The sequence below is a fragment of the Kitasatospora sp. NPDC034023 genome, from assembly GCF_055575795.1.
Map to the genome: position 1 here is coordinate 36,501 of NZ_JBVIRY010000046.1, position 25,978 is coordinate 62,478.

The window sequence follows — 25,978 nt, forward strand, 5'->3', positions numbered from 1 at the left end:
GATCGACGCCGCTGTGCACTGAGCCGCCCCGAAAGGGACGCAGCTTGCAAGGGACGCCCTGATGTGGCGTCCCTTCGTCGTGTCCGGCGCCGGATACAGTCGCACGCTGGGGGCCCTGGCGAGCGACGAGGAGACCGGCCGCGTGCACCTGAAGAGTCTGACGCTGCGCGGGTTCAAGTCCTTCGCCTCCAGCACCACCCTGCGCTTCGAGCCGGGCATCACCTGCGTCGTCGGCCCGAACGGCTCCGGCAAGTCGAACGTGGTCGACGCGCTGTCCTGGGTGATGGGCGAGCAGGGGGCCAAGTCGCTGCGCGGCGGCAAGATGGAGGACGTCATCTTCGCCGGGACCAGCGGGCGCGCACCGCTCGGCCGCGCCGAGGTCAGCCTCACCATCGACAACAGCGACGGCGCCCTGCCGATCGACTACTCCGAGGTGACCATCACCCGGACCATGTTCCGCAACGGCGGCAGCGAGTACGCCCTCAACGGGGAGACCTGCCGCCTGCTGGACATCCAGGAACTGCTCTCCGACTCCGGCATCGGCCGCGAGATGCACGTCATCGTCGGACAGGGACAGCTGGACTCCGTCCTGCACGCCGACCCGATGGGCCGGCGCGCCTTCATCGAGGAGGCGGCCGGCGTCCTCAAGCACCGCAAGCGCAAGGAGAAGGCGCTGCGGAAACTGGACGCGATGCAGGCCAACCTCAACCGGGTCCAGGACCTGGTGGCCGAGCTGCGCCGCCAACTCGGACCGCTCGGCCGACAGGCCCGGATCGCCCGCCGGGCCGCCGGAATCCAGGCCGACCTGCGCGACGCCCGGCTGCGGCTGCTCGCCGACGACCTGTCCACCCTCCGCCGGGCCGTCGAGGCCGAGGTCGCGGACGAACTGGCGCTGCGGCTGCGCCGGACCACCGTCGAGCAGGAGCTGGCCCGCGCGGTGCAGCGCGAACGCGTCCTGGAGGCCCAGGTCCAGCAGCTCGGACCGAGCCTGGAGGCCGCCCGGCAGACCTGGTACCGGCTCTCCGCACTCGCCGAACGCACCCGCGGCACCGTCGGGCTGGCCGAGGCCCGCGCCCGACACGCCGCCGCCGGGGGCCGGGTCGAGGAGCGGCGCGGACGCGACCCCGAGGAGCTGGAACAGGAGGCCGAGCGGGTCCGCGAGGACGAGGCCGCGCTGACCGAGGCACTGGAGCAAGCGCGGTACGCGCTCGCCGAGGCGGTCGAGCGCAAGGGCGAACTGGAACGGGAACTGACCGCCGAGGACCTCCGGCTGCGGGACGCCGCCCGGGCCATCGCCGACCGCCGGGAGGGCCTGGCCCGGCTGCAGGGGCAGGCCGCCGCCGCCCGCTCCAAGGCCGCCGCGGCCCAGGCCGAGATCGGCCGGCTCGCCGAGGCCAGGGACGAGGCGCTGCTGCGCGCCGAGGCCGCGCAGGGCGAGCTCGACGACCTCCAGCACCGGGTGGACGGAGCGGCCGGGGACGACGAACAGACCGAGGCCGGGTACCGGGAGGCACGCGAGGGGCTGGCCGCCGTCGAGCGGGAACTCGCCGCCGCCCGGGAGGCGGCCGGCGCCGCCGAGCGCGAGCGGGCCGGGCTCACCGCGCGGCACGAGGCGCTCTCGCTCGGGCTGCGCCGCAAGGACGGCACCGGCGCGCTGCTGGCGGCAGGCGAACGGCTGGGCGGGCTGCTCGGCCCGGCGGCCGCCCTGCTGCGGATCGAGGCCGGGTACGAGGTGCCGGTGGCGGCGGCGCTCGGCGCCGCGGCCGACGCGGTGGCCGTCGACTCGCCGTCCGCCGCCGCCCGAGCGCTGCGGCTGCTGCGGGCGGACGACGCCGGGCGGGCCGCGCTGCTGATCGCCGGTGCGGCCGAAGTGCCGCACGAGCCGGGGGAGTTGCCGGACGGGGCGCGCTGGGCCACCGAACTGGTGGACGGCCCGGCCGAGTTGCTCGCCGCCGTACGGCGGCTGCTGGCCGGGGTGGCGGTGGTCGCGGACCTGGACGCGGCGCTGCGGCTGGTCACGACGTGCCCCGGACCGTCCGCCGGGCACCCCGGATTGACCGCCGTCACCGCCGATGGCGACCGGCTGGCCGCCGGCTTCGCGCACGGCGGCTCCGGCGGCGCGCCGAGCCTGCTGGAGACCCAGGCGGCCGTGGCCGAGGCGGCCCGGGCGATCGGGCAACTCACCGCCCGCTGCGCCGAGTCGGCCGAGCTGTTGGCCGAACTCACCGAACGGCGCCGGGAGTCGGCGGCCGAGCTCGAGCGGCTCGGCGAGCTGCGGCGGCAGGCGGAGAAGGAGCGGGCCCGGGTCGCGGGCGCGCTCGGCCGCCTCGCCGGGCAGGCCCGCGCCGCCGCCGGGGAGGCCGAACGGCTGTCCGCCGCCGCCGCGCGGGCCGAGCAGGGCCTGGCCGATCTGCTGGCCGCGGCCGAGGAGTCGGCGCAGCGCCTGGCCGCGGCCGAGGAGTCGGCGGACGCGGGGGAGGACGAGCCGGACACCGCCGAGCAGCAGCGGCTGGCGGAGGCCGCGAGCGCCGCCCGGCAGGCCGAGCTGGAGGCCCGGCTCGCGGTGCGCACCCACGAGGAGCGGGTCCGCGCGCTGACCGGGCGGGCGGACCAGCTGGACCGGGCCGCCCACGCCGAGCGCGAAGCGCGCGCCCGGGCGGCCGAGCGCCGCCGCCGGGCCGAGCACGACGCCGGGGTGGCGAACGCCGTCGTGGCGGGCGCCCGGCAGCTGCTGGCCTGCCTGGAGGTGTCGCTGGCCCGGGCGGACGCCGGGCGGGCGGCCGTCGAACAGGCGCGCGCCGAGCGCGAGGAGGAGCTGCGGGAGCACCGCGAGCACGGCCGCGGCCTCAAGGAGGAGCTGGACAAGCTGGTCGACGCCGGGCACCGGGACGAGGTGCTGCGGGCGGAGAAACGGCTGCGGATCGAGCAGCTGGAGTCCCGCGCGCTGGAGGAGTTCGGCATCGACGGCGGCGAGCTGCTCGCCGCGTACGGACCGGACCGGCCCGTCCCGCCCGCTGCGCCGGAGGAGGGTCGGGAGCCGGGGGAGCCGTACCCGTACGTCCGGGCCGAGCAGGAGAAGCGGCTGAAGGCCGCGGAGAAGGCGTACCAGCAGCTCGGCAAGGTCAACCCGCTGGCGCTGGAGGAGTTCACCGCGCTGGAGGAACGGCACAGGTTCCTCGGCGAGCAGCTGGACGACCTCAAGCGCGGGCGGCGCGACCTGCTGGACATCGTCCGGGACGTGGACCAGCGGGTCGAACAGCTGTTCGCCTCGGCGTACCACGACACCGCCGCCCAGTTCGAGGGCGTCTTCGCCCGGCTCTTCCCCGGAGGGGAGGGCCGGCTGGTGCTGACCGACCCGGACGACATGCTCGCCACCGGGGTGGAGGTGGAGGCCCGCCCGCCGGGCAAGAAGGTCAAGCGGCTGTCGCTGCTGTCCGGCGGCGAGCGCTCGCTGACCGCGGTGGCGCTGTTGGTGGCGATCTTCAAGGCCCGGCCCAGCCCGTTCTACGTGATGGACGAGGTGGAGGCGGCGCTGGACGAGACCAACCTGCGCCGGCTGGTCGGGATCATGGAGGAGCTGCGGGAGAGCTCCCAGCTGATCGTGATCACCCACCAGAAGCTGACCATGGAGTCCGCCGACGCGCTCTACGGCGTGACGATGAAGGGCGACGGCATCTCGCAGGTGATCAGCCAGCGGCTGCGCGCGGAGCACCGGGAGCGGCCGAAGGCGGTACGCGCCGCATCGGTGTAGGGCGGCTGCGGTCCATCCGGGCTCCTGTCACGGATACTGGAGCCGTTATGGGATACGTGATTCTTGCCGTTGTCATCGCCGTGGTCGCCGTCGGCGCGATCGCAGGCCTCGTCGTTTCCGGCAGACGACGCCAGCAGCTGCCTCCGAAGTCGCAGGCGCCGGTCATCACGGCGCCGAAGCCCACCCCGCAGGAGCCCCAGGTCGGCGAGGAGTCCGCGCCGCCGACCGAGGAACCCCGCCGCACCGTCGAGGAGGTGCAACTCCCGGCGGAGCCCGAGGCCCCCGAGGCCCCGGAGGCCGTCGAGGTCGCGCCCGCCGAGGCCGAGGCGGTTCCCGCCGTCGAGGTCCCCGAGCCCACCGCCGGCCGGCTGGTCCGGCTGCGCTCGCGGCTCTCCCGCTCGCAGAACTCGCTCGGCAAGGGCCTGCTCTCGCTGCTCTCCCGGGAGCACCTGGACGAGGACACCTGGGAGGAGATCGAGGAGACCCTGCTCACCGCCGACGTCGGCGTCGCCCCCACCCAGGAGCTGGTCGAGCGGCTGCGCACCCGGGTGAAGGTGCTCGGCACCCGTACGCCCGGGGAGCTGCGCGCGCTGCTGCGCGAGGAGCTGGTCGAGCTGATCGGCAAGGACTCCGACCGCACCGTCCGCTCCACCAAGCACGAGGAGGGCCCGGCGGTGGTCCTGGTCGTCGGCGTCAACGGCGTCGGCAAGACCACCACCACCGGCAAGCTGGCCCGCGTCCTGGTCGCCGACGGCCGCAGGGTGGTGCTCGGCGCCGCCGACACCTTCCGCGCCGCCGCCGCGGACCAGCTGCAGACCTGGGGCGAGCGGGTCGGTGCGCGCACCGTGCGCGGCCCGGAGGGCGGGGACCCGGCCTCGATCGCCTTCGACGCGGTCAAGGAGGGCATCGCCGAGGGCGTGGACACCGTCCTGATCGACACCGCCGGCCGACTGCACACCAAGACCGGCCTGATGGACGAGCTGGGCAAGGTCAAGCGGGTCGTCGAGAAGCACGGCCCGGTGGACGAGGTGCTGCTGGTGCTGGACGCCACCACCGGCCAGAACGGCCTGATCCAGGCCCGGGTGTTCGCCGAGGTGGTCGACATCACCGGCATCGTGCTGACCAAGCTGGACGGCACCGCCAAGGGCGGCATCGTGGTCGCGGTCCAGCGGGACCTGGGCGTGCCGGTCAAGCTGATCGGTCTGGGCGAGGGCGCGGACGACCTGGCGCCGTTCGAGCCGGGTGCGTTCGTGGACGCGTTGATCGGGGACTGAGGCTCCCCGCCGGTCTCCCGCAGGCCGCTCGTACGAAAGGTCCGCTCGACCGCTTGGCTTCGAAGGCTTGGCTCGAAGGCTTCGCTGGAAGGCTTGCTCGAAGGGTCCGCTCCGCTAGGGGCGGGCCCTTCCGTATGCCCGGATCCGGGCGGGCCCGCGCGGATCACCGCCCGCGCCCCTTCGGCTTGGGGACGAGAGGGCGCGAGGGCGAGAGGGCGCGGGGGCGAGAGGGCGAGTTACGAAGCGGCCCAGGCGGGCTCGGCGGTGCGCTCGCGGCCGCGGTGGCAGGCGTAGGCGAGGGTGCCGAGCAGCAGCCGGGCCTCGGGCGGGCAGCCGGCGTTGTCGCGGGTGGGGCGGCGCAGCCAGCGGACCGGGCCGAGGGCGCCGAGGACGGTGGGCGGGGCGGCGACGTAGCTGCCCTCGCCGTGGCAGGTGAGGTCGAGCGCGGCGTCGTCCCAGCCCATCCGGTACAGCAGGTCGGGCAGGCGGCGGGCGGTGCCGGCAGCGACCAGGAACTGCAGCCGGCCGGTGGGGGCAGCGAGCACCGGGCCGACCTGGGTGCCCATGCGCTCCAGCCGGACCAGTGCCTGCAGGCCGGCCTGCTCGGGGACGTCCAGGACGTCGAAGGCGCGACCGGTGGGGAACAGCACTGAGCCCTCGGCGCGGTCGGCATGGGCCCGGCCCTCGCAGCCCGGCACGGGGTGCAGGCCGGGCGCGGCGCAGCGGCCGGCGCCGCAGGGACAGCGGGTCGGGGCGGTGGCGCCAGTGGCCGGGGCGCCGGTGGCGACCGCCCAGCCCCAGCGGCCGGTGTACTCCGCGGCGGCCCGGGACGCGGTGACCTTGGTGCGGCGGCGCGCGCCCAGCGGTGCCAGCCGTAGGTGCCCCAGTCGAAGTTCGCCGAACAGGTTGTCCATGCCTCCCCCAACAGGTTCTCGTTGCCGATGGTTACGGGATGGTGACTGTGTGTCGATTGTCAGGTGTGTGGTGCGTAGTGCGGTGGCGGCGCGCAGCGCGTGGTGTGCGCCTGTTTCGATGGTGCGCCTCGGGCGCCGCCTTGCGAGGGCGACGCGGATGCCGGATCGTCGGGTGCGCGAAACTGTTGCCGCCCGGAGTGGGTGGTGAACTCGCTTGTGACTGCGGTGGATTGCGGGTTCTGCCGGGTCTACCGGGACGAGCCGGGCGACTTGGCGGCCCGCATATGCCGGACCGTCGGGACTACCCAGTGAAGCGTCTGCCCCCTGACTTCGGTTCACTCCTGGGGGTGGCGAAAGGTGGCGTTTCGCCAGGGTCGCTCCCACGGGCACCTCGCGGGGCATTACGTTCAGCACGCGGATGTCGCCGTGATCCCGCTCCGGGCCGCCGGAGAACGGGAGTTGGGAATCTGACGGGACGTCCGCGACGATGGCACACCAGTGCGAGGGCGCGGTACGGCACCACCTCAGGCACGGCAGGCACGTCTGGCAAGAGCCCGCAACCGTCGGGCGGTCACGATCGGGGGCCCCGCGAGGGGCCGGGCGGGATGGGACGTTCCCATGGCAGAGAAGCAACCCAATGAGAAGCTGACCACGTGGTTCACCCGCAGCGGTTGGTCCAAGGGCGAGTTGGCCCGCCAGGTCAACCGCCGGGCCCGGCAGATCGGCGCCCACCACGTGTCCACCGACACCTCGCGGGTGCGCCGCTGGCTCGACGGCGAACAGCCCCGCGAGCCGATCCCCAAGATCATGTCGGAGCTCTTCTCCGAGCGCTTCGGCTCGGTGGTCTCGATCGAGGACCTCGGCCTGCGCGCCGCGATCCCGGTCTCCACCGTGGGCGGCGGCGTCGACCTGCCGTGGAGCGGCCCGCAGACCGTCCAGCTGATCAGTGACTACTCCCGCAGCGACCTGATGCTCAACCGCCGGGGCTTCCTCGGCACCTCGCTGGCGCTGACCGCCGGCGCCGCGCTGATCGAGCCGATGCAGCGCTGGCTGACCCCCGGCCCGACCGGCATCCCCACCCCGATCCTCACCGCAGCCAACGGCGGCGAGGCGTTCACCGGCCGGCTCTCCGAGCCCGAGCTGGAACTGCTGGAGCAGACCACGGTCATGTTCCGCCAATGGGACGCGCAGAACGGCGGCGGGCTGCGCCGCAAGGCCGTCGTCGGCCAACTGCACGAGGTCACCGACCTGCTCCAGGAGACGTACACCGAGGACACCACCCGGCGGCTGTTCCGGCTCACCGCCGAGCTCGCCCACCTGGCCGGGTGGATGTCGTACGACGTCGGGATGCACCCGAGCGCGCAGAAGTACTACGTGCTGGCCCTGCACGCGGCCAAGGAGGCCGGTGACCGCCCGTTCGGCGCGCTGATCCTCACCGACATGAGCCGCCAGATGATCCACCTCAACCGGGGCGAGGACGCCCTGGAGCTGATCCACCTGGCGCAGTACGGCAGCCGTGACACCGCCACCCCGCGCCAGCAGTCCCTGCTGTACGCGATGGAGGCGCGCGCCTACGCCACCATCGGGGAGATCAACCGCTGCGCCCGGGCGATCCGGCTGTCCGAGGACACCTTCACCGACATCCGTGAGGGCGACGGGGACCCGGACTGGCTGAAGTTCTTCTCGCCGGCCGAGCTGAACGCCGAGAACGCGCACTCCTTCCGCGACCTCGCCTACCACTCGGACAACGCCGAGCTGTACGCCTCGCTGTCGGCGCCGGTGATGGAGCGCGCGGTCGACCTGTTCCGCCAGGACGGCGACCACGTGCGCTCGTACGCCTTCAACCTGATCGGCATGGCCAGCGTGCACCTGCTGCAGAAGGAGGCCGAGCAGGCGGCGGTGATGGCCGAGCAGGCGGTGGACATCGCGACCAAGGTGCGCTCGGAGCGGCTGAACTCCAGGGTGCGCAAGACCACGGAGGCCGCGGCGGCCCGGTTCAAGGGCGTGGACGCCGTCAGCCGGCTCAAGGAGCGGGTCGTCCAGGACATCCCGGAGTACCTCTCGGTGGTCTGATCACCGCTCCGCCCCGACTCCACCACCCGCCCCGACTCCACCACCCGCCCCGACTCCACCACCCGCCCCGACTCCACCACCCGCCCCGACTCCACCGCCCGTGCCGGCCGCCGCCGTCGCGGGCGGTGGCTCCTCCGCGCCGGGGCCGGGCCGTGCGGCGGCACGGTAGCCCCTCCGGGCGGCCGCGGGGCCGCGGTTCACACAGCCGTAACCCGCGCGTCGCACGCGTCACGGCCGCGAAACAACCGGCCGCATTGGCCGAAACCAGCCTTCGGCACGCTCCTCTTCATCGCCGACACCCCGGGTGGCACGGGACAGGTACCCGGGTGCGGATCGGCTTGGACGCAGAGGAGACGCCGATGCCGGACGGCTTCAGCGCGGGCGACACCGCCTTCGTGCTCATCAGTGCGGCCCTGGTCATGTTGATGACCCCGGGCCTGGCCTTCTTCTACGGGGGCATGGTCAGGGCCAAGAGCACACTCAACATGCTGGCGATGAGCTTCCTCTCGCTCGGCATCGTGACCGTGCTCTGGGTCCTCTACGGGTACTCGCTCAGCTTCGGGCCCGACGCCTTCGCCGGCCTGATCGGCAACCTGGACTTCCTCGGGATGCGCGGCATCGGCCTGAACGAGCTGACCGGGAGCATCCCGATCACCGCCTTCGCGGTCTTCCAGCTGATGTTCGCGATCATCACCCCGGCGCTGATCAGCGGCGCCATCGCGGACCGGGCCAAGTTCGCCGCCTGGGGCCTGTTCATCGCACTCTGGGTGACGATCGTCTACTTCCCGGTCGCGCACTGGGTGTTCTTCTTCGACGGCGGCCACGGCGGCTGGCTGGGTGACAGAAACGGCGTGATCGACTTCGCCGGCGGCACCGCCGTGCACATCAACGCCGGTGTGGCGGGCCTCGCGCTCTGCCTGGTGCTGGGCAAGCGGGTCGGCTTCAAGAAGGACCCGATGCGCCCGCACAGCCTGCCGCTGGTGATGCTCGGCTCCGGCCTGCTGTGGTTCGGCTGGTTCGGCTTCAACGCGGGTTCGGCGCTGGCCGCCAACGGGGTCGCCGCGATGGCGGTGGTCAACACCCAGGTCGCCACCGGCGCGGCGCTGGTCGGCTGGCTGATCTACGAGAAGCTCAAGCACGGCGCCTTCACCACGCTGGGCGCCGCCTCCGGCGCGGTGGCCGGACTGGTCGCGATCACCCCGGCCTGCGGCTCGGTCAGCCCGCTCGGCGCGGTGGCGATCGGCCTGGTCGCGGGCGCGGTCTGCGCCGCCGCCGTCTCGCTCAAGTACCGCTGGGGCTTCGACGACTCGCTCGACGTGGTGGGCGTGCACGCGGTGGGCGGGGCGATCGGCTCGCTGCTGATCGGCCTGTTCGCCACCGGCGGGGTCGGCCAGACCGCCAAGGGCCTGTTCTACGGCGGCGGGCTGGGGCAGCTCGGCAAGCAGGCGATGGGCGTGGCCGTGGTCGCGGCGTACTCCTTCGTGCTCTCCTGGCTGCTGGCCAAGGCGGTCGACAAGCTGGTCGGCTTCCGGGTCGCCGAGGAGGTCGAGGTGGCCGGCATCGACCAGGCCGAACACGCCGAGTCCGCCTACGATTTCAGCGCTGTCGGGGCGGGCCTGGCCCGGGCCCTGCCGGGCCTGGCCGCGGCCGCCGCGTCGGCCGGATCGTCCGCCGGTTCGTCCGCCGAGAAGCCCACCGAGAAGGCCGCCGGAAAGGCGGCCGAGAAGACCGAGGTCGACGCCTGATGAAGCTCATCACCGCCGTGATCAAGCCGTACCGCCTGGACGAGGTGAAGGCCGCCCTGCAGGCCTTCGGGGTCCACGGCCTGACCGTCACCGAGGCCAGCGGCTACGGCCGCCAGCGCGGTCACACCGAGGTGTACCGGGGCGCCGAGTACACCGTGGACCTGGTGCCGAAGGTCAGAATCGAGGTCCTCGTCGAGGACGAGGACGCCGACGACCTGATCGAGGTCCTGGTGAAGGCCGCCCGGACCGGGAAGATCGGCGACGGCAAGGTCTGGAGCGTCCCGGTCGACACCGCCGTACGGGTCCGCACCGGCGAGCGTGGCCCGGACGCCCTGTAGCCCCCGCCCGTCGGCGGGCCTGTGATCCCCCGAGGGGACCACGGGCCCGCCGACGGCGTACCCCGCTCGGCCGAACCGCGCCGCACCGCATTCCCGGCGCACCGTGGCACGGCCCACCCCGCACGACGGACGGGACCCCAGCGCATGACCACCGAGACCAGGCCCTCCGACCCCGCCGACCCCGCCGCCGCCCGGGCCGCGCTGCTCGCCGACCCCGGCCCGGTCGGCCGCCCGCGCCGCGAGGCGCTCGCCGGGCTCACCGACGACTGGCTGGCCGCCCTGCTCGCGGCCGCCGGTGCCCCGCCCGGGGTCGCCCTGGTCGCCGTCGGCGGCTACGGGCGCGGCGAGCTCTCCCCGCGCAGCGACCTGGACGTCCTGCTGCTGCATGACGGCCCGATCGCCCGCGAGCTGCCCGAGCGGATCTGGTACCCGGTCTGGGACGCGGGCGCCAAGCTCGACCACTCGGTGCGCACCGTCGCCGAGGCCCGGGCGGTCGCCGCCGCCGACCTCAAGGCCCAGCTCGGCCTGCTGGACGCCCGCCACCTCGCCGGGGACCCGGCGCTCACCGCCGAGCTGCGCGCTGCGGTGTTCACCGACTGGCGCGCGAGCGCCCCCGCGCGCCTGCCCGAGCTGCGCGAGCTGGGCCGCGAGCGGGCCGAACGACACGGCGAGCTGTCCTTCCTGCTGGAGCCCGACCTCAAGGAGGCCCGCGGCGGCCTGCGCGACGTGGTCGCGCTCAACGCCGTCGCCGCCACCTGGCTCGCCGACGCTCCCCGGGACGGCCTGGACGCCGCCGCGCTGCGGCTCGCCGACGTGCGCGACGCGCTGCACCTGGTCACCGGCCGGGCCACCGAGCGGCTCAGCCTGCAGGACCAGGACCAGGTCGCCGAGCGGCTCGGCGTGCTGGACGCCGACACCCTGCTGCGCCAGGTCTACGAGGCCGCCCGGACCATCGCGTACGCGAGCGACGTCACCTGGCGGGCGGTGGACCGGGTGCTCGCCGCCCGGACCGGCCGGGGCCGCCGGGCGACGCGGCGCGCGTTCCCGTTCACCGCGCCGTTCACCGCCCCGTTCACCGGCGCCGGGCGCGGCGCGGGCGCGGTGGCCCGGGGCGCGGTCGAGCGCCGCCCCCTCGCCGAGGGCGTGGTCGAGCAGGACGGCGAGGCGGTGCTGGCCCAGGGCGCCCGCCCGGCCGCCGACCCGGTGCTGCCGCTGCGCGCCGCGGCCGCCGCCGCGCAGAACGGGCTGACCGTCTCGTACGCGACGGTGCGCCGGCTGGCCGCCGAGTGCCGTCCGCTGCCGGTGCCCTGGCCGGACGAGGCGCGCGAGCAGCTGGTCACCCTGCTGGGCGCCGGCGAGGCGGCCGTCCCGGTGTGGGAGGCGCTGGAGGCGGAGGGGCTGGTCACCCGGCTGCTGCCGGACTGGGAGCGGGTGCGCTGCCGTCCGCAGCGCAACGCCGTGCACCGCTGGACGGTGGACCGGCACCTGGTGGAGACGGCGGTGCGGGCCGCCGCGATGACCCGCCGGGTGGCCCGGCCGGACCTGCTGCTGGTCGCCGCGCTGCTGCACGACATCGGCAAGGGCTGGCCCGGGGACCACAGCGAGGCCGGCGAGGTGATCGTCCGCGACCTCGCCCCCCGGATGGGCTTCAGCCCCGAGGACACCGAGACCCTGGCAGTGCTGGTCCGCCACCACCTGACCCTGGTCGACACCGCGACCCGGCGCGACCCGGACGACCCGGCCACCGTCGAGGCGATCACCAAGGCGATCACCACCCTGCCGGAGCTGGAGCTGCTGCACGCGCTCACCGAGGCGGACGCGCTGGCCACCGGCCCGGCCGCGTGGAGCAGCTGGCGGGCCTCGCTGGTGGCCGGCCTGGTGGACCGGGCCGCCGACCGGCTGGCCGGGGCGGCCACGGCACCGGTGGAGGCGGCGCCGACCGCCGAGCAGGAGCGGCTCGCGGTCGAGGCGGCCCGCACCGGTGAGCCGGCGCTGTCGCTGCGGGCCCAGGCCGCGGGCGCGGACCCGGGCACCGAGCCGATGGGCGTGGAGCTGACCCTGGCCGTCCCGGACCGCCCGGGGCTGCTCGGCACCGCCGCCGGGGTGCTCGCGCTGCACCGGCTGACCGTCCGCTCGGCCGGGCTGCGCGAGCTGGACCCGATCGGTGCCGGGCCGGTGCTGCTGCTGTCCTGGCGGGTGGCCGCCGAGTTCGGCGAGCTGCCGGAGGCGGCCCGGCTGCGAGCCGACCTGCGCCGGGCGCTGGAGGGCTCGCTGGACGTCGCGCGGCGCCTCGCCGAACGGGACGCCGCCGCCCCGCGCCGCAAGGGCATCCCGACCCCGCCGCCGCTGGTCGCGGTGGCGCCCGCGGTGGCCTCGGCGACCGCGACCGTGCTGGAGGTCCGCGCGCACGACGCCCCCGGACTGCTGCACCGGATCGGCCGGGCGCTGGACGGGGCCGGCGTACGGGTGCGCACGGCGCACGTCTCCACGCTGGGCGCGGAGGCCGTCGACTCCTTCTACCTGACCGACCCGGAGGGCCGTCCGCTGGCCGCCGGGCGGGCCGGGGAGGTGGCGGCCGCGGTCCGGGCGGCGCTGGGCTGAGGAAACCCCGGGAAGTAGCGGCTGAGCAGCCCCGGGAGCAGGGGCGGAGGAGCTCCTGGAGCAGGGGTGGAGACCTTACCCGGGGCGGCCGGATACCCTGGGGGACGACGACCGTACCGTTACCGATGCCGCAGAGGACCCGCGACGACGTGTTCGACACCCTTTCCGATCGCCTCGCAGCGACGTTCAAGAACCTCCGGGGCAAGGGCCGCCTGAGCGAGGCGGACATCGACGCCACGGCCCGCGAGATCCGTATCGCGCTGCTGGAGGCGGATGTCGCGCTGCCTGTCGTCCGGGCCTTCATCAAGCAGGTCAAGGAGCGGGCGCTCGGTGTCGAGGTCTCCGGCGCGCTGAACCCGGCGCAGCAGATCATCAAGATCGTCAACGAGGAGCTCATCGCGATCCTCGGCGGCGAGACCCGCCGGGTGCGGTTCGCCAAGAGCGGCCCGACGGTCATCATGCTCGCCGGTCTGCAGGGCGCCGGTAAGACCACCCTCGCGGGCAAGCTCGGCCACTGGCTGAAGAAGCAGAAGCACACCCCGCTGCTGGTGGCCTGCGACCTCCAGCGCCCCAACGCGGTCAACCAGCTCCAGGTGGTCGCCGAGCGCGCCGGCGTGGCCTTCTACGGCCCGCAGCCGGGCAACGGCGTCGGCGACCCGGTGCAGGTGGCCAAGGACTCGATCGAGTACGCCAAGCAGAAGCAGTACGACGTCGTCGTCGTCGACACCGCCGGCCGCCTGGGCATCGACGCCGAGCTGATGCAGCAGGCCGCCGACATCCGCGCCGCGGTGAACCCGGACGAGGTCCTGTTCGTCGTCGACGCGATGATCGGCCAGGACGCGGTCACCACCGCGCAGGCCTTCCTCGACGGCGTGGACTTCACCGGTGTCGTGCTCTCCAAGCTCGACGGCGACGCCCGCGGCGGTGCCGCCCTGTCGGTCGCCCACGTCACCGGCCGGCAGATCATGTTCGCCTCCAACGGCGAGAAGGTCGACGACTTCGACGCCTTCCACCCGGACCGGATGGCCTCGCGCATCCTCGGCATGGGTGACGTCCTCTCGCTGATCGAGCGGGCCGAGCAGACCTTCTCGCAGGCCGAGGCGGAGAAGATCGCCGCCAAGCTGCGCGGCGGCCCGAAGGCGTTCACGCTGGACGACTTCCTGTCGCAGCTGGAGCAGGTCCAGAAGATGGGCTCGATCTCCAAGCTGCTCGGCATGCTGCCCGGCATGGGCCAGATCCGCGAGCAGATCAACAACATCGACGACAAGGACGTCAACCGGGTCGGCGCGATCATCAAGTCGATGACCCCGACCGAGCGCGCCGAGCCGGAGCTGATCAACGGCTCCCGCCGGGCCCGCATCGCCAAGGGATCGGGCGTCCAGGTCGGCGAGGTCAAGAACCTGGTCGAGCGGTTCTTCGAGGCCCGCAAGATGATGTCCGCGATGGCCTCCGGCAAGGGCATGCCCGGCATGCCGGGGATCCCGGGCATGGGCGGCGGCGCGAAGAAGTCCGGCAAGAAGGCCCCGCAGGCCAAGGGCAAGCGCAAGAGCGGCAACCCGCTGAAGCGGGCGCAGGAGGAGGCCGCGGCCGCCGAGCGCCGCGCGCTCGGCCCGGGCGCCGACCAGGCTCCGGCGGACGGCGGGGCGTTCGGCCTCGGCGCGGGCAAGGGCCCGGCCGACTTCGAGCTGCCCAAGGAGTTCAAGGACCTGCTGTAGTCCTTGAGCGTCCGGGGCTGGTCTGTGATCGGCCTTGATCGATTTCGCTCGGCCCGTCGTCCGGTATTTCCGGGCGGCGGGCCGATCGCGTGTCCGATGATGGGGGACATGCGAGTGATGATCAGGGCCCCGAGGGCCGAGGACGCGGTTGCGTACGCCGAGGCGGTCCGGCGGTCCGCCGAACACATCGGGCGGTGGAACCCGGTCGAGCCGGACGGGCTGCCCGAACTGCTGGAGCGCCAGGGGGCCGGCCTGCGCACCTTCCTGATCCTCGACGGGAGGACCGGCGGGCTGGTCGGCAAGGTGAACATCGCCAACATCGTGATGGGCCGGTTCTGCAACGCGACGATGGGCTACGACGCGTACCTGCCGTTCGCCGGCACCGGGCGGATGACCGAGGGCATGCGGCTGGTCCTGGACCGCTGCTTCGCCCCGCAGTCGGCCGGCGGGCTGGGACTGCACCGGCTGGAGATCAACGTGCAGCCGGACAACGAGCGTTCGGTCGCGATGGCCAAGCGGCTGGGCTTCCGACGCGAGGGCTTCTCGCCGCGGATGCTGTTCCTGCAGGGCGACTGGCGCGACCACGAGCGGTTCGCGCTGACCGCCGAGGAGTGGCCCGGCGCTTCGGCATAACCGCTGGTGGGAGGCGCCCGGCGGGACCGCGCGGGCGCTCGGGCGCGGCGTTGCGGTTGGCCCGCCCGAGCACCTGTCCGTATCGTCCGATGGGTGACCGAACCCGTGCCGCCGCGTCAGACCCCCGACCAGCCCTGGCGCTCCGAGGGCGCCCCGCCCCCGCCCCCGCCCCGCCGCAGGATGCCCGGCGGCTGGACCGGCCTCGTCCTCACCGCCCTCGTGGTGTTCCTGATCTCCGACGTGCTGCTGTCCTACTTCGGCAACGAGGGCGCCACCACGATCTCGTACACCGAGTTCAACAACCAGCTGAACAAGGGCAACATCACCAAGATCTACGCCAAGGGCGACGCGATCGAGGGCACCCTCAAGAGCGCCCAGCCCAAGCCGGACGGCGGCAAGGGCGACTACACCGAGTTCGACACCCAGCGGCCCTCGTTCGCGGGCGACAACCTGTGGACCACGCTGCAGCAGCAGGGCGTCGAGGTCACCGCCACCTCGCCGGTCCAGCAGCGCAGCTTCCTCACCAACCTGCTGCTCTCGCTCGCCCCGATGCTGCTGCTGATCTTCATCTGGGTGCTGCTCGCCCGCCGGATGGCCGGCGGCCTCGGCGCCGGGCCGCTCGGGCGCAAGGCACCGCCCAAGCCGGTCACCGCCGAGCAGGGCACCCGCACCACCTTCGCCGACGTGGCCGGAATCGACGAGGTCGAGGCCGAACTCACCGAGGTGGTCGACTACTTGAAGAACCCGGAGCGGTACCGCAAGCTCGGCGCCAAGATGCCGCGCGGGGTGCTGCTGAGCGGCCCGCCCGGGACGGGCAAGACCCTGCTGGCCCGGGCCGTGGCCGGCGAGGCGGACGTGCCGTTCTTCTCCGCCTCCGCCTCCGAGTTCATCGAGATGATCGTCGGCGTCGGCGCCAGCCGGGTCCGCGAACTGTTCGCCGAGGCCCGCAAGGTCGCCCCGGCGATCATCTTCATCGACGAGATCGACACCATCGGACGCCAGCGCGGCGCGGGCGGCGGCATGGGCGGGCACGACGAACGCGAGCAGACGCTCAACCAGATCCTCACCGAGATGGACGGCTTCAGCGGCTCCGAAGGCGTCATCGTGATCGCCGCGACCAACCGGGCCGACGTGCTCGACCCGGCGCTGCTGCGCCCCGGCCGCTTCGACCGGCGGATCACCGTCAGCCCGCCCGACCGGGAGGGCCGGGCCGCGATCCTGCGCATCCACACCCGCACCGTCCCGCTGTCCGGCGACACCGACCTCACCCGACTGGCCAAGGTCACCCCCGGGATGACCGGCGCCGAACTCGCCAACCTGGTCAACGAGGCCGCCCTGCTGGCCGTCAAGCGCGAGCAGGACGCGGTCAACGAGCGGGACCTCTCGGACGCCCTGGAGAAGGTCCAACTCGGCGCCGTGCGGCCGCTGGTGATGCCGCAGGAGGAGCGCGAGCGGACGGCGTACCACGAGAGCGGGCACGCGCTGCTGGGCATGCTCCAGCCCGGCGCGGACCCGGTCCGCAAGATCACCATCGTGCCGCGCGGCCGGGCGCTCGGTGTCACCCTCTCCACCCCGGAGAACGACCGCTACTCGTACACCGAGCCCTACCTGCGCGGCCGGATCATCGGCGCGCTCGGCGGCATGGCGGCCGAGCAGGTGGTCTACGGAGTGATCACCACCGGCGCGGAGAGCGACCTGGAACAGGTCACCAACATCGCCCGCGGGATGGCCGGGCGCTGGGGGATGAGCGAGCGGGTCGGCCGGCTCACCGCGGTGCCCTCCGACCCGCAGGGCGCGTACGGGCTCTCCGCCGCGCCGACCACGCTGGACGCGGTGGACGAGGAGGCCCGGCGGATCGTCGCCGAGTGCTACGACGACGCGGTGCGGCTGCTGACCGAGCAGCGGCACCGGCTGGACGCGCTGGCGGCGGCGCTGCTGGAGGCGGAGACGCTGGACGAGGAGCAGGCCTACCGGGCGGCGGGGGTGCCCCGGGAGGGGGCCTCAGAGGGCTCCGGCGGGTCAGGCGGGTCCGGCAGCTCCGGCGGGTCCGGCAGCTCTGGTGGGACCGACAGCTCCGGTGCTTCGGGTGGTCCCGGTGGTTCTGACGGTTCCGCCGGTTCCGGTGGCTCCGACATTGCCGGTGGTTCCGAGGACGGCCCCGGCGGGAGGTCGCTCGACCAGGCGTGAACCGGTTGCCGGGGGCGCCCGCCGTGGTGGCGGGCGCCCCCGGTTCGCGTCTCCTAGCGCGGCCGCTCGGCGACCAGGTAGCGGAACACGTTCTCCATCCGGACCGAGCCGTCCGCGCGCAGGTACGGCTGCAGCGCCTCCTCCAGCTCCTTGGCCACCAGTGAGGCGCCGGAGAACTCCTCCGCCGCCTCGAACAGGCCGGTGGAGAGCAGTCCGCGCACCGCGCTGTCGAGGTCGGCGTAGGCGAACGGGCAGCCCACCCGGCCGCTGCCGGCCGGGCGCAGGCCGGCCGGGGCGAGCAGGTCCTCCAGCGCTCCGGGCGCGCTCAGCTCGAACGGGTCGCGCGCGGTGGTGCGACCCGCCATCCGCCGGGCCACGTCCAGCAGCGCGGCGCTCTCGCAGCGCTCCGGCGGGCCCCAGACGGCGAGCACCACGTGCCCGCCCGGGAGGGTGAGCCGGGCGGCCTCGGCCACCACCGCGCAGGGCTCGGCGGCGCCGGGCAGCTGCTCGAAAACCGTCACCAGCGAATGGGCCGAGCGGGCGACGTCGGCGGCCGGCCGGGCCCCGGCGCACACCCGCAGGCGACGGTCGCGGGCCAGCTCGCGCAGCTCGTCCCGTGGCTCCTGCCCGGAGACCTGGGCGCCCCGTCCGGCGGCGAGCAGCAACGCCAGTCCGGACCGGCAGCCCAGGCCCAGCACACTGCTCGCCGGGCCGACCTCCAGCCGGTCGTAGACCGCCTCGTAGAGCGGCACCAGCATGCGTTCCTGGATCTCCGCCCAGTCGCGCGCCCGCACGGGCCCGGCGGCCCCGGGCTGCGGGTGGTGCGCGCGTGCGCCCGTTGGTCGTTCGGTTGTGCCGGTCGTCCGAGCTGAAGCCATCGCGGCCTCCCATCCGGTCCTTCGGTGTGCTGCTACGGCTCCCCCAAAGTCCCGCCCTACTCCAGCGAACAGCGGGTCGGGCCCGGCGTCCAGAGGGGTGCAGGGTGGTGCGCGCGTGTCGCGGTAGTGCGCCCCCCGTCCTTCGGCCCGTTCCGCGGCCCGGTCCGTCACCGGCCGGGGGTGTGATACCGATTCGAAGTCAGGGGGTCGCTCCCCGTACCATTCGCCCCATGGCTAAGGCACCCGTTCTCACCCCTCAGGCGGAAGACTTCCCGCGCTGGTACCAGGACCTCATCAACAAGGCCGAGCTGGCCGACAACGGTCCGGTGCGCGGCACCATGGTCATCCGACCGTACGGCTACGGCCTGTGGGAGCGGATGCAGCAGGAGATGGACGCCCGGATCAAGAAGGCCGGCGCGCAGAACGCCTACTTCCCGATGTTCATCCCGCAGTCCTACCTGACCAAGGAAGCGGAGCACGTCGAGGGCTTCGCACCCGAACTCGCGGTGGTCACCCACGGCGGCGGCAAGCAGCTGGACGAGCCGGTCGTCGTCCGGCCCACCTCCGAGACGATCATCAACGAGTACTTCTCGAAGTGGGTGCAGAGCCACCGCGACCTGCCCCTGCTGATCAACCAGTGGGCCAACGTGGTCCGTTGGGAGCTGCGCCCGCGCGTCTTCCTGCGCACCACCGAGTTCCTCTGGCAGGAGGGCCACACCGCCCACGCCACGTACGAGGACGCCCGTGCGTACGCGGCGATGATCCACACCCAGGTCTACGGCGACTTCATGACCAACGTGCTCGGCATCGACGTCGTGCTCGGCCGCAAGACCGCCAAGGAGCGCTTCGCCGGCGCCATCAACACCCTCACCCTCGAGGCGATGATGGGCGACGGCAAGGCGCTGCAGATGGGCACCAGCCACGAGCTGGGCCAGAACTTCGCCAAGGCGTTCAACACCACCTACCAGCTGCAGGGCGCCGAGCGCGAGCACGTCTGGCAGACCTCCTGGGGCGTCTCGACCCGCATGGTCGGCGGCCTGATCATGTCCCACGGCGACGACAACGGCCTGCGGGTTCCCCCGCGCCTGGCCGCCGTCCAGGCCGTCGTGCTCGCGATCAAGGGCGACGACGCGGTCATCGCCAAGGTCCGCGAGATCGGCGCGCAGCTGGAGGCCGCCGGCATCCGGGTCGTGGTCGACGACCGCACCGACACCCCGTTCGGCCGCCGCGCCGTCGACTGGGAGCTCAAGGGCGTTCCGCTGCGCATCGAGGTCGGTCCGCGCGACCTGGAGAACGGCACCGCGATGCTGGCCCGCCGCATCCCGGGCGGCAAGGAGCCGGTCTCCATCGACGCCCTGGCCGCGCTGCTCCCGGGCGTGCTGGAGGAGGACCAGGCGCTGCTGCTGCGCCAGTCCCGCGAGCGCCGAGAGTCCCGCACGGTCGACGTCAAGACCATCGACGAGGCCGTCGAGGCCGCCGCGACCGGCTGGGGCCGGATCTCCTGGGCCGACCTCGGCGCGGAGGGCGAGGCCAAGCTGGCCGAGCAGGGCGTCACGGTGCGCTGCATCGTCGCGGCCGACGGTTCGGTGCCGCAGTCGGACGACCAGGACGGCAATATCGCGATCGTCGCCCGCGCGTACTGACATCGATCCGGTTCCGACACCCGTTCCCGGTTCGCACCCGTGTCCGGTTCCGGGTTCGATCCGGGGTTCGGTTCAGGCGGCCGTTTCGCGGGTCTTCCGCGATCCGGGATGTCCGCCGGTTGTCTGTTACCTGTAGGTAATGACCGTTGGCGGCGACATTTGCCCGTAATGCGGATGGGTAAGAATCCGGTAACTCCTTCGGGGGACTCCCGGCAGCGGACATCCCTACTGGCCGGTCAACTCCCGGTATTAACGGAATAGCGGTACGGTGTACGGCCCGTGGCCCTGTCAATCAGGCGGGACCACGGGCCGTACGTCCTGGGGGCGACAGCCCGCCGCCCGGGGCGGAATTCACCAGGCCCGCCGACCGTGGGACGGGCCGAAACCGGCAGGGGGTTGGTCTTGCGTCAGATCCGGAGCGTGCAATTCGCGCGCCGCCTTGCATTCCTGGGAGTTCCCTGTGAATTCCCGGAGGACGGAAACATGCGGAACATCGGCTCGCACTCCATCGTTGGTCTAGCGTGAGCACGACACAGCCCCTCGTCCTCGCGGCCGAACTGGCCGCCGCCTGGAGCGACATCCAGGCCTACCACCAGGATCTCCCCGACCTGGCCTCGCCCGAGGCCCTGATCGGCGAATCCTCCTCGGCCTGTGGCACGCGGCTCGGTTTCGAGCGGCTCCTCCACGAGGCTGCCCACGGTCTGGCCGCGGCCCGGGATATCCGGGACACCTCGCGGGCCGGCCGCTACCACAACCGGCGCTTCCTGATGCTCGCCTCCGAGCTGGGCCTGGCGCACCCGGTGGAGCCGCACGCGAGTAGCGGCTTCTCCCAGGTGACCATGCTCAAGGAGACCCAGGAACGCTACGCAGGAACCATCGAGCGCCTGGACCGCGCCCTCGGCGCGCACCAGGAAGCGGTGGCCGGCGACGGCGTGACGCGTGCCTTCCGCGGCCCGGCCGCCCGGCACGGCTCCTCCGGGGGCGGCGTCCGGGTCAAGGCGGTCTGCGGCTGCGGACGCAACGTCCGGGTCGTTCCGTCGGTGCTCGCGCAGGCGTCCATCGTCTGCGGCGCGTGCCAGCAGCCGTTCAAGATCACGTAAGTGGTCGGCGGGCCGGCGGGACTGCTGTGCGGGCAGCGGTCCGGCCGGAGCGAGCGGTCGCACGGCGGACCGGCAGAGCGGTACAGGCGCTACGAGCGGTCCGAGCGGTCCGAGCGGTCCGAGCGCTACGAGCGGTCCAAGCGCTACGAGCAGAACAACGGCAGGGCAGTACAACAGCGGTGAGTCCGTGGGCTGGACCGGGAGCGGGGGCTCCCGGTCGAGCCCTGATCCGTTCCGGGCCGTGTGCGGGCGGTTCGCGCCGGTATGGCAGAATGGACAGCTGAGTACTCGGCAGCCGAGACAGGACCCCTCTCTCCTACGGCTGGCGTGTCCCTTGAACGGTCCACCCCGCAACCCCACGCGAGGCGAGCCCGCTCACCCACGTCAACACCAGGAGAACCCACTCCCGTGGCAGTCAAGATCAAGCTGAAGCGTCTCGGCAAGATTCGCTCCCCGCACTACCGCATCGTCGTCGCCGACGCCCGCACCAAGCGTGACGGTCGCGCGATCGAGGAGATCGGCATCTACCAGCCGACCTACAACCCCTCGAAGATCGAGGTCGACAGCGACCGCGCCCAGTACTGGCTGTCCGTCGGCGCCCAGCCGACCGAGCCGGTGCTCGCCATCCTGAAGCTGACCGGCGACTGGCAGAAGTTCAAGGGCCTGCCGGCCCCGGCGCCGCTGCTGGTCGCGGAGCCGAAGGTCGAGGACTTCTCGCACCTGTTCGCGAAGGCCGTCGCCGGCTTCGAGGACGCCACCACCGGTGTCGCCATCACCCCGAAGGCCAAGAAGTCGGACAAGGTCGAGGCTGAGGCCGACGCCGCCGCCGAGGCCTGAGCGTGATCGAGGACGCCCTCGACCACTTGGTGAAGGGCATCGTCGAGCACCCCGACGAGGTGCAGGTGCGTTCGCGCAACCTGCGTCGGGGCAACACCATCGAGGTGCGAGTGCACCCCGATGACCTCGGCAAGGTGATCGGCCGGGGTGGCCGCACGGCGCGCGCTCTGCGCACCGTGGTCGGCGCCCTCGGCGGTCGCAACGTCCGGGTCGACCTGGTCGACGTGGACAACATTCGCTGACGCAGCTGCTCGTTCAGCCGTCAGGGCTTGGGGCCGACCGGGACGCATGTCGTCCCGGTCGGCCTTTTCTCGTTCCCGCACCACCCGTTCGCCCCACCCCTTCGGGGCGTCGCACCACCCCACCGCACCAGCCCTTCGCACCGGCCCTTCGCATTTCGTCGGGCTCTCGTTTCGGCTCAGGAACTCCAGGAGAACGATCACCGTGCAGCTCGTCGTCGGCAAGATCGGCCGTGCCCACGGCATCAGGGGGGACGTCAGCGTCGAGGTCCGCACCGACGAGCCGGAGCTCCGGCTCGGCCCGGGTGCCGTCCTGCTCACCGACCCCGCGTCGGCCGGGCCGCTGACCATCGAGTCCGGCCGGGTGCACAGCGGCCGGCTGCTGCTGCGCTTCGTCGGCGTCAAGGACCGCAACGCGGCCGAGGCACTCCGGGGCACCCTGCTCATCTCCGAGGTCGACCCGGAGGAGCGCCCCGACGATCCGGAGGAGTACTACGACCACCAGCTGATCGGCCTGGACGTGGTGCTGCTCGACGGCACCCTGGTCGGCGAGCTGACCGAGGTGCTCCACCTGCCGTACCAGGACCTGCTCACGGTGGAGAGGCCCGACGGGACCGAGGTGCTGGTGCCCTTCGTCAGCCAGATCGTGCCGACCATCGACCTGGAGAACCAGCGCGCGGTGATCACCCCGCCGCCCGGGCTGATCGACCTGGAGCAGGCGGAGGTCGCCGGTACGTCCTCGGCCGAGGGCCCTGAGACCGCTGAGACCGCTGAGGCTGCCGAGGCCACTGCGCCCGCCGAGCCCGCCGACGGTTCGGAGGAGTCGGAGTGACCGTCGAGGAGAGCGGCGGTGTGCAGAGCGGCATGCGGATCGACGTCGTCACGATCTTCCCCGAGTACCTGGAGCCGCTGAACATCTCGCTGGTCGGCAAGGCCCGCGCGCGCGGCCAGCTGGACGTGCACGTCCACGAGCTGCGCGAGTGGACCCACGACGTGCACCGCACGGTGGACGACAGCCCGTACGGCGGCGGCCCCGGCATGGTGATGAAGCCCGAGCCGTGGGGCGAGGCGCTGGACGCGGTGGTCGCCGGCGGGCCCGAGGGCGAGGTGCCCACCCTGGTCGTGCCGACCCCGAGCGGGCGCCCGTTCACCCAGGAGCTCGCCCAGGAGCTGGCCGGCCGCCCCTGGCTGGCCTTCACCCCCGCGCGGTACGAGGGCATCGACCGCCGGGTGATCGAGGAGGCGGCCACCCGGATGCCGGTGGTCGAGGCCTCGATCGGCGACTACGTGCTGGCCGGCGGCGAGGTCGCGGTGCTGGTGATGGTCGAGGCGATCGCCCGACTGCTGCCCGGGGTGCTCGGCAACGCCGAGTCCCACCGCGACGACTCCTTCGCGCCGGGCGCGATGGCCGACCTGCTGGAGGGGCCGGTCTACACCAAGCCCGCCGAGTGGCGCGGCCGCACCGTGCCGGACGTGCTGCTCAGCGGCAACCACGGCCGGATCGCCCGTTGGCGGCGCGAGCAGGCCTTCGCCCGTACCCTGGCGAACCGTCCCGACCTGGTCGAACGCTGGCAGTACGGCGCCTTCGACAAGAAGGAGCGGGAGGCGCTCAGCATCCTCGGCCTGGCCTGGGACGAACAGCTCGGCCGATTTCGGTCCGTGGCCGGTGGTGTGGAAGAATAGGCCGCTGCTGTCTGTCGCTGGCACCCTCTCGTAGGGGGCACGTGGACCGGCGCCCCCGCCACGGGGGGCTCGCCGTCAGCCGATGCGGCCCGCAGCAAACCCCATTGTGACGATTTTCCGTGGGCGGCCCGTGGCGCCTGCGATGGAGAGCAACATGAGCAACAAGCTCGCTGCTGTCGACGCGGCTTCGCTGCGTAGCGACATTCCGGCCTTCCGCGCCGGTGACACCCTGAAGGTCCACGTCCGGGTCATCGAGGGCAACCGCTCCCGTGTCCAGGTCTTCCAGGGCGTCGTCATCCGCCGCCACGGCGCCGGCATCGGTGAGACCTTCACCGTTCGCAAGGTCAGCTTCAACGTCGGCGTGGAGCGCACCTTCCCGGTGCACACCCCGGTCGTCGAGAAGATCGAGGTCGTGACCCGCGGTGCGGTTCGCCGCGCCAAGCTGTACTACCTGCGTGACCTCCGCGGCAAGGCCGCGAAGATCAAGGAGAAGCGCGACCGCTGATCCACCGGCCCCCGGCCTCGCCGGGGGATCGGAGCGCTCAAGGGGACCGAGAGACCGCAAGGTAAGCTCACCCCCCGATGAGCACGCACGAACCACCCGCGGACCGCGACAGCAGTCCCGCACCCTCCGGTGCGGACTCGCTGTCGCGGTCCGCGGTCGTGTCCGGGGCGGTTACCGGGGCCGCTTCGGTCGTTTCCGCGGTCGTTTCCGAGGACACGGCGACCGGTCCGGCTACTGCCGCTTCCGCGCGCACCGCCGAGGAGAGCCAGGCCGCGGAGAGTCGGGGCGAGGAGAGTCAGGCCGAGGAGGGCTCGGAGCAGGACGAGGAGCCCGGCCACTCGCGTTCGCGCGACCTGCTGCTGTTGGTGGGGATCTGCCTGGCGGCCCTGCTCCTGGTGAACGCCTTCGTCGCGCGTCCGTTCGCGGTGCCCTCCGGGTCGATGGAGGACACCCTGCGACCGGGCGACCGGCTGATCGCGAACCAGCTCGCCTACGCCTTCGGCGGCCACCCCCAACGGGGCGACATCGTGGTCTTCGACGGGAGGGGCTCCTTCCTGCGGGAGTCCGCGCAGCCGCAGGGCTTCTGGGACGGCGCGCGTTCGCTCGCCCAGGACCTCGGGCTGGCCCCGGCCGGGAACACCATCTACGTCAAGCGCGTGATCGGCGTCGGCGGCGACCGGGTGACCAGTGCCGGCCCGGGTGCGCCGATCACCGTCAACGGCGTGCCGGTGGACGAGACCTCCTACCTGGCCCCGGGGAACGACCCGTCGAGCGTGGCCTTCGACGTGGTGGTGCCCGCCGGCGAACTGTGGGTGATGGGCGACCATCGCAGGGCCTCCCGTGACTCCCGCGACCACCTCGGCGAGCCCGGCGGCGGCTTCGTGCCCGAGGAGAAGGTGATCGGCCGGGCGGACTGGGTGGTCTACCCGTTCTCGCGCTGGACCAGCCTGGACCGGCCCGCGGCTTTCGCCGCGACTGCGGGGACGGGTGGTCATGGGGACCAGAGGTAGGGGTCGGCTCGCCGACCGCCCGGCCCGCGAGCCGGACAACCGTGGGCCGGAGGGCGCCGGGCCCGCCGTGGCCCGGTCGGTGCGCGGCCGGGCCGAGCGTCGCCGCAGCGCCCGTCGGGCGGCTCGCCGGCGCAAGCGGTCGCTGGTGCGCGAGGTCCCGATGATCATCCTGGTGGCCCTGCTGGTGGCGCTGGTGATAAAGACCTTCCTGGTCCAGGTGTTCGTGATCCCCTCGGGTTCGATGGAGCAGACCATCCGGATCGGGGACCGGGTGCTGGTGGACAAGTTGACCCCCTGGTTCGGCAGTGAGCCGCAGCGCGGCGACGTGGTGGTCTTCAAGGACCCGGGCGGCTGGCTGGAGAACGACCACAAGCCCTCCGACGACGGCCCGGTGCTGGGTGCGGCCAAGCAGGCGCTGACCTTCGTCGGACTGCTGCCGTCCGACAACGAGCAGGACCTGATCAAGCGGGTGATCGGCGTCGGCGGGGACACCGTCGAGTGCTGCGACGCGCAGGGGCGGCTCAGCGTCAACGGGCACCCGGTGGACGAGACCTACCTCGCACCCGGCAACCCGCCGTCCCGGCAGCCCTTCAAGGTGAAGGTGCCGCAGGGGCGGCTCTGGGTCATGGGCGACCACCGCGACGTCTCCGCCGACTCCCGCTTCCACATGGGCAATCCGGGCCAGGGCACGATCCCGCTGAGCGGTGTGGTCGGTCGCGCGTTCGTGATCGCCTGGCCGCTGGACCGCTTCCATCAACTAGCCTGCGTGTTTCATCCGGGGTCGCGTCCGGAGCATGATCGGAAAAGCGAAAGTGCCTTCTGAGCTGCAACGATGAGGCTTGTCTAAGGTCC

At 73.1% G+C, this 25,978-nt stretch carries 19 protein-coding genes and 1 pseudogene; 18 read left to right on the plus strand and 2 right to left on the minus strand.

Going from position 1 to position 25,978, the window contains the following annotated elements; translation table 11 throughout:
* Positions 1 to 142: 142 nt before the first annotated feature.
* Together smc and ftsY are read left to right on the plus strand one after the other, a co-directional pair.
* Positions 143 to 3,751, plus strand: a complete 3,609-nt coding sequence (smc, locus tag ACZ52R_RS38375) for a chromosome segregation protein SMC (protein WP_465755055.1) — start codon at positions 143 to 145, stop codon at positions 3,749 to 3,751.
* Positions 3,752 to 3,798: 47 nt separating this feature from the next.
* Positions 3,799 to 5,025 carry a signal recognition particle-docking protein FtsY gene (gene ftsY / locus ACZ52R_RS38380; protein WP_465622262.1) on the plus strand — a complete coding sequence of 409 codons (1,227 nt, stop codon included), beginning with the start codon at positions 3,799 to 3,801 and terminating at the stop codon, positions 5,023 to 5,025.
* A gap of 236 nt (positions 5,026 to 5,261) precedes the next feature.
* Here ftsY and ACZ52R_RS38385 read toward each other — a convergent pair whose 3' ends face one another.
* Positions 5,262 to 5,939, minus strand: a complete 678-nt coding sequence (locus ACZ52R_RS38385) for a bifunctional DNA primase/polymerase (protein WP_360504631.1) — start codon at positions 5,937 to 5,939, stop codon at positions 5,262 to 5,264.
* Positions 5,940 to 6,557: 618 nt separating this feature from the next.
* Between ACZ52R_RS38385 and nsdA the strand changes: the two genes are divergently transcribed.
* The 7 genes from nsdA (at position 6,558) to ftsH (ending at position 17,231) form a co-directional block, all read left to right on the plus strand.
* Positions 6,558 to 8,012, plus strand: a complete 1,455-nt coding sequence (gene nsdA / locus ACZ52R_RS38390) for a transcriptional repressor NsdA (protein ID WP_360504633.1) — start codon at positions 6,558 to 6,560, stop codon at positions 8,010 to 8,012.
* Between the two features lie 359 nt (positions 8,013 to 8,371).
* Positions 8,372 to 9,757 (plus strand): ammonium transporter, encoded by a 1,386-nt coding sequence (locus ACZ52R_RS38395; protein ID WP_465755056.1) that lies wholly within the window; start codon positions 8,372 to 8,374, stop codon positions 9,755 to 9,757.
* Entirely contained in the window at positions 9,757 to 10,095 is a 339-nt protein-coding gene (locus tag ACZ52R_RS38400) for a P-II family nitrogen regulator (protein ID WP_045700226.1), read from the plus strand. Before ACZ52R_RS38395 ends, ACZ52R_RS38400 begins: the two co-directional genes overlap by 1 nt.
* A 144-nt stretch (positions 10,096 to 10,239) precedes the next feature.
* Complete coding sequence (locus ACZ52R_RS38405; protein ID WP_360504637.1) at positions 10,240 to 12,696, plus strand: [protein-PII] uridylyltransferase; 2,457 nt, start codon at positions 10,240 to 10,242, stop codon at positions 12,694 to 12,696.
* A gap of 149 nt (positions 12,697 to 12,845) precedes the next feature.
* Entirely contained in the window at positions 12,846 to 14,411 is a 1,566-nt protein-coding gene (gene ffh, locus ACZ52R_RS38410; RefSeq protein ID WP_465622393.1) for a signal recognition particle protein, read from the plus strand.
* A gap of 108 nt (positions 14,412 to 14,519) precedes the next feature.
* Positions 14,520 to 15,044 (plus strand): GNAT family N-acetyltransferase, encoded by a 525-nt coding sequence (locus ACZ52R_RS38415; protein WP_396289949.1) that lies wholly within the window; start codon positions 14,520 to 14,522, stop codon positions 15,042 to 15,044.
* A gap of 93 nt (positions 15,045 to 15,137) precedes the next feature.
* Positions 15,138 to 17,231 (plus strand): ATP-dependent zinc metalloprotease FtsH, encoded by a 2,094-nt coding sequence (gene ftsH / locus ACZ52R_RS38420; protein WP_465755057.1) that lies wholly within the window; start codon positions 15,138 to 15,140, stop codon positions 17,229 to 17,231.
* A 53-nt stretch (positions 17,232 to 17,284) separates the two neighbouring features.
* On the opposite strand, the gene ACZ52R_RS38425 is transcribed toward ftsH, so the two are convergent.
* Positions 17,285 to 18,109 (minus strand): class I SAM-dependent methyltransferase, encoded by an 825-nt coding sequence (locus ACZ52R_RS38425; protein ID WP_360504641.1) that lies wholly within the window; start codon positions 18,107 to 18,109, stop codon positions 17,285 to 17,287.
* A 230-nt stretch (positions 18,110 to 18,339) separates the two neighbouring features.
* On the opposite strand from ACZ52R_RS38425, the gene proS reads away from it, so the two are divergent.
* The 9 genes and pseudogenes from proS to lepB (ACZ52R_RS38470) all read left to right on the plus strand — a co-directional run.
* On the plus strand, positions 18,340 to 19,752 hold the full coding sequence (gene proS, locus ACZ52R_RS38430) for a proline--tRNA ligase (RefSeq protein WP_465622258.1): 1,413 nt from the start codon (positions 18,340 to 18,342) through the stop codon (positions 19,750 to 19,752).
* Between the two features lie 521 nt (positions 19,753 to 20,273).
* Positions 20,274 to 20,852 carry a hypothetical protein gene (locus ACZ52R_RS38435; protein ID WP_360504645.1) on the plus strand — a complete coding sequence of 193 codons (579 nt, stop codon included), beginning with the start codon at positions 20,274 to 20,276 and terminating at the stop codon, positions 20,850 to 20,852.
* A 408-nt stretch (positions 20,853 to 21,260) separates the two neighbouring features.
* Positions 21,261 to 21,689, plus strand: coding sequence for a 30S ribosomal protein S16 (gene rpsP / locus ACZ52R_RS38440; protein WP_360504647.1), 429 nt, complete (start codon positions 21,261 to 21,263; stop codon positions 21,687 to 21,689).
* A 2-nt stretch (positions 21,690 to 21,691) separates the two neighbouring features.
* Positions 21,692 to 21,931 carry an RNA-binding protein gene (locus ACZ52R_RS38445; protein WP_030056773.1) on the plus strand — a complete coding sequence of 80 codons (240 nt, stop codon included), beginning with the start codon at positions 21,692 to 21,694 and terminating at the stop codon, positions 21,929 to 21,931.
* Positions 21,932 to 22,133: 202 nt separating this feature from the next.
* Complete coding sequence (gene rimM, locus ACZ52R_RS38450) at positions 22,134 to 22,760, plus strand: ribosome maturation factor RimM (protein WP_465755058.1); 627 nt, start codon at positions 22,134 to 22,136, stop codon at positions 22,758 to 22,760.
* 32 nt (positions 22,761 to 22,792) lie between these two features.
* Positions 22,793 to 23,611 carry a tRNA (guanosine(37)-N1)-methyltransferase TrmD gene (gene trmD / locus ACZ52R_RS38455; RefSeq protein ID WP_465622392.1) on the plus strand — a complete coding sequence of 273 codons (819 nt, stop codon included), beginning with the start codon at positions 22,793 to 22,795 and terminating at the stop codon, positions 23,609 to 23,611.
* A 154-nt stretch (positions 23,612 to 23,765) separates the two neighbouring features.
* Positions 23,766 to 24,116: a 50S ribosomal protein L19 gene (gene rplS, locus ACZ52R_RS38460; RefSeq protein WP_030306736.1), complete on the plus strand. Its 351-nt coding sequence runs from the start codon at positions 23,766 to 23,768 to the stop codon at positions 24,114 to 24,116.
* A 77-nt stretch (positions 24,117 to 24,193) separates the two neighbouring features.
* Positions 24,194 to 25,126: a signal peptidase I gene (gene lepB / locus ACZ52R_RS38465; protein WP_465622255.1), complete on the plus strand. Its 933-nt coding sequence runs from the start codon at positions 24,194 to 24,196 to the stop codon at positions 25,124 to 25,126.
* Positions 25,110 to 25,886: pseudogene (gene lepB / locus ACZ52R_RS38470) on the plus strand (signal peptidase I); the annotation flags it as partial. The gene lepB (ACZ52R_RS38465) and the pseudogene lepB (ACZ52R_RS38470), both read left to right, overlap by 17 nt.
* Positions 25,887 to 25,978 lie beyond the last annotated feature (92 nt).